Below are 6845 nucleotides of genomic sequence, written 5' to 3'. Positions count from 1 at the left end.
GATTTGGCGCAGCGTCAGCACGACCTGTTCCGCGCTCGGCCTTTGTCCTCGCTTCATCCCCAACTCCTCTGGTCCACGCTGATCCTCTCAATCAGCCCGGTCCAAAGCCAGCCGGTCAGGTCAACCGCTGTCGCCGGCCAGCTTGGCCGGATAGAGGTCGAAGCGCTCGTGCGAACGCTCAATCATGCGTTTGGCGGCCGTGACCTCGGCTTGCCGGATGGCCGTGGTCGCCTCGACATCGACGATGATCGCGTGGTCGAGGTCGATCAGATAGTTGGCCGTGTAGGCAAAGAACGCCTGCCCGCCGTGCGCTCCGGTCCAGCGCGCGGCCGGATCGGCGGGCGAGATGAACTTGGGCGGCACCGGCGTCGCGGCCCCGAAGGCGGCCTCGTCGAGGACGGCGAGGTACTTCTGAGCAGCGCGGCTCACGGCCTCGGGCGGCAGGCCGGCAGAGCCTTCGACCCCCTTCTGCCGATTGGCATCGGCCCTGATTAGGCTGCCATCGACGGCAAAGCCTTCGCCACCGACGAGCCCCTCGGCGATGCAGCGGGCAAGCACGGTCTCGAACAGACGGCGCAGGAGATCACTGTCGCGGAAGCGGCCATGGCGGTTCTTGGAGAAGGTCGAATGATCCGGCACCCGGCCGTCGAGCCCAAGCCGGCAGAACCAGCGGTAGGCGAGGTTGAGGTGGACCTCATCGCACAGCCGGCGCTCGGAGCGGATGCCGAGGCAGTAGCCGACGATCAGCGTGCGGATCATCAACTCGGGATCGACCGAGGGGCGGCCCGTCGAGGCGTAGAACGGAGCCAGCTCCTGGCGCAGGCCGGTCAGGTCGACGAAGCGGTCGATGGAGCGAAGCAGATGGTCGGTGGGGACGTGCGTCTCAAGCGAGAACTCATAGAACAGGGCACCCTGCTCGACTTGGCGAGGTCCCATCATCTGCTGCGATCTCCGTCTCTCGACAGGAGAGGATCACCTCATCACAACCACTGCAACACCCGAGTTTTTCAACAGAATCGACCCGATGCAGACGTTTGCCGAGGTGACAGGTGGATTGCCTCTCTGCCCGCGGCACCCAAGGTACGGCAAGGCTTGCCAGTTTTTCTTGCCGATCGCATGACAGTGAACAAATTCCTGGACCAACGACGGTCCAAAGCATTCCATTGTGCTGCGCCACGTTGGATGGCTGAAGATGATGAGCAAAAGCAGCTGACAATATCTAGGAAAGCCCACACGAGCGGTGTGTTGGGGGCTTCGCAGCCCCAGTTTCTTGGCGCAATTGGTATGGTATTATTGCTGAGCGCCGCTCAGCTTCCATTGAAAACGCTTGTACAAATGTCGCATTATTTCTCTGCCGCGTCGGATTATCCTCTCGCGGCTGGATAGCAGGAGCAGGCGCACGGAAAGTCCTGGATCCACATCAATCAGAAGATCGAGCACCGCGTGGCGCTCTGGCCAGCGCGCGGCTTGGAACCCCGTATCGCGATGGTTGCACGAATCCGTGATTGTGACGGCTGGGTTCGTGATCAGGTATGCCGTCGTGTTCTCTAGCAGCAGAACGCCGGGCGAGAAGCGGCAATAAGCCTCATCATACGCGGTGCGCCAAGTATAAGCGGCATCTCCTGAGAACAGCACGAGTGTCATTGCGATCGGAACCCCGTCGAGCCGCAAGGCTTGAAGCGACACTAATCGGCGCTGCGCCAACTCGGCGACGAATTTGCGCGTGAACCTAGCCGTCGCCGCATCGCACATCAGCGCACTCTTCCGTTTGCCTTTCCAGCCGGCGGCCTCCAACCTCAGGAATTCTTCCAGTCCAGCGACAACCGCCTTCGGCCCGTTGACGCATGAAAAGACTAATTGCCCCAAATTGCCGAGATGACGCCGCTTACGGGCAAAGGCCTTGCGATGGCTCGATGACATCGAGCGTGCCCAGAAAGTTTCTGGTCCTTCGCATGCCGTCAGCTTAGCGCGGCTGCGCGCCTCAATCAGACGCGCGCGCGCCTCGCTGCCGAGTAACGCCTTTTCCAGGGCGTCCATCACCCTTGACCCGCCCGAAATGTCGCCCGCCAGCACCAGCTTCGGCAGGCCCGGCGTTGTCCGGATGTAATCTAGCATCGCAGCCAAGACAGGCACGGCATACTCTGCATCGATCACCGGCGTCCCAAGATAAGCGACGGGTCCCGCCGGACTGACGAGTGCCTTCCAAGGCCAACTGAGGCGCGTGACGCGCTCGACGAGCAGCCAGGCGCCCACGAGCTGCACGCCGGTACTGGTCCCCGGGTCGGTCCCCCACGCAAGCACGCATCTCACTGGATCAGGCCAGCTCTCCACGAAGGCCAACGCCGCCGCAGGGTCCATGAACACATTGGGAACGGCGGCGCGGGTGACCAGCGCGGACCATTGCCCGCATAAGCCAGCAAACTCAGCCGGACCGGCGAGCTGGATGCCGACCGCGGGGGCGGATGCCTCTGCCAGAGGGCTGCCCGCGGGCAGGTGGGTCGCGACGGATAGGCTCAACTGGCAGACCCATGTGCTGGCGCCTGGCAATGCTCGCCTTTCGGCGGATCCGTCGCTGGGATCAGAGGGGCGAGGCGACGCCGCCAAGCGCGGAGCCGGGATCGCGCGGACCGCGCGAGATCGAGCAAACGCCGACGCAGGGTCTCCGCTGCCCCGATCAACGTGAGGACCACGACCTTGCGCGATCTGACATCGACCATCAGATCCGAGACGGTACGTCGGCCCGACCAGAACTCTGCCATGTAGCCGGTATCGTCCTGATTGCAGGAATCTACCTCGTCCAAGCTCGCTTCGGCGAGAAACCAGTCGGTCATCTCCTGATGCAGCAGAAGCCCGGGCGCACAGGCGCGTAGCCTCTCGTCATAGGCCGTCTTCCAGGTGAAAGCCGTGTCGCCGGAGCGAAGGGTGACCTGCATGGCGACGGCGCGGCCATCGACACGCAGGGCCGTGACCCAGGCCTGGCCTTGGATCGCTAGCGCCGAAAGGGCGAGCCTGAAGAAGGTCGTCACGCTGGGGGCGCACAGGATCGCCTGCCCGCGGGCGCTTCTACGGGCCTTCCAGCCGGAGGCTTCGAGAGCGAAGAAAGCCTCAATCGCGGCCTCGAAGTCGGGACCGGATCGATGGTGCGTACAGGTGACGACGCCCTGCAAGGCGAGCCGCCTGCGCCTCTGCCGCAAAGACTTGGCCCGGCTGACCGAGATCGGCGTCGCGCCACCACCAGCCTGCGTCTTCAGCAGCATGGGCCGCCGCCTGGTCTCGAACCAGGTCCAGCGCGATCCGCGCTGCGTCAGCACCATCTCAAATACCGCTGCCGTGGGCGCGTCTGCGTTTAAGTTCCCGATGCTCAGGATCTTCGGCAGGGAGGGCGTGCGGACAACCGCATCCAGTATGCCGCCAAGCGCCTCCGCTGCGGCGTCGCGATCCAGCACGGGCCCGCCCAGGAAGGCATGGTCATGGACGGGCGACTTGAGGGCAGGAAGTGGTAGTAGCGACAGGGCCGGGCGGTGGGCGAAGGCCCAGGCGCCTATGAGCTGCCCAGGGCCGCCCTGGCTCGGCGCGCTCCAGACGAGCAGAATGTCGATGATCGTATGGCCCGATGCGGCGGCCGCAGCCACGATAGCGGGTTCTAGGAAGGCGTTGGCCTCCAGTGAACGCCTGACCAGGTCATTCCAGTCCCGCTCGACTGTGACGAAGCGTGCCGGCTTGGCGATCTCCACCGAGATTCGAGGAGCGGCAACCGCGCCTGCCGTATGACGCTCTACGGAAGGAGGCGCTTCGCCTGAGTGCTCGATCAAGTCGCGGCGCACAGATATCATCCTTAGCGGCAAGATATCTCTATATTCCGCCATCTCTCGGCGTCGCCGCTCGCATTCGTGGTAATCCGCTTGTGATAAGCCGCGATCAGCTTAGATCGTCATGACGATGTAGCGGGTCAGCTTTTGAAGTTAGGCCTGCCTTCCCGAGCCGGCCCGACGGCGTCACGCACATCAGCACCCGGCAGTATGCACGCCTGGTCGACGAGTGGGTTGCAGGCATCGGGCTGCGAAGCGAGGACTACGGGACCCATTCCCTGCGTCGCACGAAGGCATCGTTGATTTACAAGCGGACCGGCAACCTGCGTGCCGTCCAGATCTTGCTGGGGCATACCAAGATCGAGAGCACGGTCAGATACCTCGGTGTCGACGTCGAGGATGCCCTGACCTTGGCAGAGGGAACTGAGATTTGAGTGTTCGGCCCCCCGGCTTTCTTGTCGAGGGGCTTCGGAACCAGTCCGACAGCAAAGCGCCCATTCCAGTCACTAGTGGTTGAGCCCTGACGGTTGAGTCCGTGTGGGGTTTCGGTTTGAGGCCCATCCTGCGAGTCTGGCGGGATGCGCAGTGGCATCTCTTTCACGCTCTCGACCTCGGATCGCCTTCAACTCGAAGCACTCGTCGCGGATCGAAACACGCCGCAGAAGCACGTCTGGCGCGCCCGTATCGTGCTGCTGAGCGCGGATGGGCTCGGGACGCACGCGATCATGCGTGCGGCGAGCGTGTCCAAGACCGTGATCTGGCGCTGGCAGGACCGCTTCGCGCAGGAGGGCGTCGATAGGGTCCTTCGGGACAGGACGCGACCGGCGCGCATTCCGCCGCTGGGGCCGGAGGTGGCGGCGCGCGTGGTGGCTCTGACGCAAGGAGGACCACCCGGCGAGACCACGCATTGGACGGCCGCCGCCATGAGCAAGGTTGCGGCTATCAGCATCTCGTCGGTGCAGCGGATCTGGCGGGGGCATGGTCTGCAGCCGCATCGGGTCCGGCAGTTCAAGCTCTCCACCGACCCGGCCTTCGCCGCCAAACTGCGTGACGTCGTCGGGCTCTACGTCGACCCGCCTGCCCACTCAATGCGGTCGAGGCGGCGGTTCCGGCGGGCAAGACCGTCCACGCGATCTTGGACAACTATGCCGTCCACAAACACCCGAAGGTCCGCGCCTGGCTTGACCGCCACCCGCGCTGGACCTTTCACTTCACCCCGACCTCAGCCTCGTGGCTCAACGCCGTCGAGGGCTTCTTCGCCAAGCTCGCAAAACGCCGCCTCCGACGCGGCGTGTTCGGATCGCTGATCGAGGTGCAGGCCGCCATCAAACGCTTCATCGCCGAGAGCAACGGCAACCCGAAGCCCTTCGTCTGGACCGCCGACCCGGATCGCATCATCCCAGCCGCAAAGCGCGGGCACCAAGTGTTAGGCTCTCACCACTAGGGAGCCAGTCCGTAAAAACGTGTTGGATTGCCTCCGGATGTGAAGGCTTCGGCTCGGATTGGTCAGCAATTACGGCGAAGGCTCCTGGAGTGGCTTGCCCTTATCGACGACAAAGACCGACAGGATCTTGATCGTCTTATCGCCGACGACAGTGACACCCCCATGCGCAACGCCGCGTTGATTAATGCCTCGTTCTCCCGCCACTCGTTCTTTAGGCTCCTTCCCTGGCGCCTGGAATGTGCCACCCTCCAAAATGTAGAAGCTTTCTTCGCCATTGTGGAAGTGTCGAGACAAGACCGCCCCAGGAGGATATTCGGCAACCTGCATGACGATCTCTTTCATGTCGTCGCCAGATACAGGCGAGCGGCCCAGCTCAGTTCGCTTGATTTCCTGGGACATGGCTGATTTTACGAAAATGATCTCGCTGGCGGCGCATGTGAGAGCAAGCCCAAGTACCGCAAACCGTCGAATCATCTGCCCCGTCCTCCCCTTTGTTGTAGGATGGCATGGACCGGATTGCAGTGGAACAAATCCGACGTTTTACCGACTACGAAGCTAGCGGTGGATATCGGACGCTTGGTACCCATCCTTGAACGCCAGAGAAGGGTGGGAAGCGGGCCCCTGCTTTGCGGTTGGAACCGGACGTTCAGTGGTCAGTGACAACCGCGGCGGTGCGCACATTGAACTCATTGGCTGCCTCGTCTGAGGGATGCGCCAGGACTCCATTGATGCGAGGATCGGATACAGAGCTGATAAAGCAGAAATTGGGGGGTATGATGATCGGATTTGCAGGAAGGCTACGGACGCTCTGTCTGCTCGCAATCTGCATCTGCAGTATCGCGACGAGCACCCATGCGGCCGATGTGACTGTCCTATGCTCGCAGGGACTGAAGACCGCCTTGGACGAACTTGTCCAGCAATTCGAGCAGGCAAGCGGCGATCGCCTCATCGTCACCTACGACACCTCTGCCATCCTCAAAGTGCAGGTGGAAGCAGGCAAGCCTTTCGACGTTGTAGTCGTCACCCCACCATTGATTGCGGTCCTTATCCAGCAGGGCAAGGTTGCCGACGGCACCGCGACTACGCTCGCTCGCACGGGCATCGGCCTCGCTGTCAAGAAAGGCGCAGCGCGGCCTGACATCGGCTCTGCTGAAGCTATCAAGCGGGCGCTCACCAGCGCAGGATCGGTAGCCTACAGCACGTCCGGCGCGAGTGGAGCGGTCTTCGCCGCTGCTCTCCAGAAGCTCGGGATCGCGGACGAGGTGAAGGCCAAGGGCAAACCGATCCCGAACGGTCTGACCGGAGATGTCGTTGCTCGGGGCGAGGCAGACCTTGCCGTGCAACTGATGCCGGAGTTGCTGTCGGTCTCAGGGGTGGACGTGGTCGGACCGTTTCCTGCGGAGGTCCAGTCTTTCGTGGTGCTGACTGGAGGGATCTCGGCCACCGCGGACAAGGCTCGGGCCGAAGCGTTCCTCGCCTTTCTCAAGGCTCCTGCCGCGGCAGCGATCATCCGCGCCAAGGGTCTGGAGCCCGGCTAATCGATCAGTTTGGTTACCGACCTCCGAGAAGCGGACCTTCTGGCCTTTTGCAAC

General features: G+C 62.9%; 4 protein-coding genes and 3 pseudogenes. 3 read left to right on the top strand and 4 right to left on the bottom strand.

What is annotated here, in order from left to right:
- Positions 1–126 precede the first annotated feature (126 nt).
- The 3 genes and pseudogenes from ACS5RC_RS24790 to ACS5RC_RS24780 form a co-directional block, all read right to left on the bottom strand.
- Positions 127–939: pseudogene (locus tag ACS5RC_RS24790) on the bottom strand (transposase); the annotation flags it as partial.
- Between the two features lie 351 nt (positions 940–1290).
- Positions 1291–2517 carry a GNAT family N-acetyltransferase gene (locus tag ACS5RC_RS24785; protein WP_478346586.1) on the bottom strand — a complete coding sequence of 409 codons (1227 nt, stop codon included), beginning with the start codon at positions 2515–2517 and terminating at the stop codon, positions 1291–1293.
- Complete coding sequence (locus ACS5RC_RS24780) at positions 2514–3734, bottom strand: GNAT family N-acetyltransferase (RefSeq protein ID WP_478346585.1); 1221 nt, start codon at positions 3732–3734, stop codon at positions 2514–2516. The genes ACS5RC_RS24785 and ACS5RC_RS24780 overlap by 4 nt, the downstream gene beginning before the upstream one ends.
- Before the next feature lie 236 nt (positions 3735–3970).
- Here ACS5RC_RS24780 and ACS5RC_RS24775 point away from each other — a divergent pair.
- Positions 3971–4243 (top strand): annotated as a pseudogene (locus tag ACS5RC_RS24775) (tyrosine-type recombinase/integrase); the annotation flags it as partial.
- A gap of 144 nt (positions 4244–4387) precedes the next feature.
- Positions 4388–5253 (top strand): annotated as a pseudogene (locus ACS5RC_RS24770) (helix-turn-helix domain-containing protein).
- Positions 5254–5322: 69 nt separating this feature from the next.
- Here ACS5RC_RS24770 and ACS5RC_RS24765 read toward each other — a convergent pair.
- Positions 5323–5727 (bottom strand): cupin domain-containing protein, encoded by a 405-nt coding sequence (locus ACS5RC_RS24765; protein WP_478346584.1) that lies wholly within the window; start codon positions 5725–5727, stop codon positions 5323–5325.
- Positions 5728–5981: 254 nt separating this feature from the next.
- Here ACS5RC_RS24765 and modA point away from each other — a divergent pair, with 254 nt between their 5' ends.
- Complete coding sequence (modA, locus tag ACS5RC_RS24760) at positions 5982–6791, top strand: molybdate ABC transporter substrate-binding protein (RefSeq protein WP_478346583.1); 810 nt, start codon at positions 5982–5984, stop codon at positions 6789–6791.
- Positions 6792–6845: the final 54 nt, after the last annotated feature.

Source organism: Methylobacterium sp. HJ2 (genome assembly GCF_056431005.1).
Note: the sequence above shows the minus strand (reverse complement) of the source record. Positions and strands in the feature narration are given on the sequence as shown.

Bases quoted from the DNA above. Each gene is read 5' to 3' on its own strand.
- ACS5RC_RS24765 (WP_478346584.1), bottom strand. From the start codon at position 5,727: ATGATTCGACGGTTTGCGGTACTTGGGCTTGCTCTCACATGCGCCGCC.
- modA (WP_478346583.1), top strand. From the start codon at position 5,982: ATGCGAGGATCGGATACAGAGCTGATAAAGCAGAAATTGGGGGGTATG.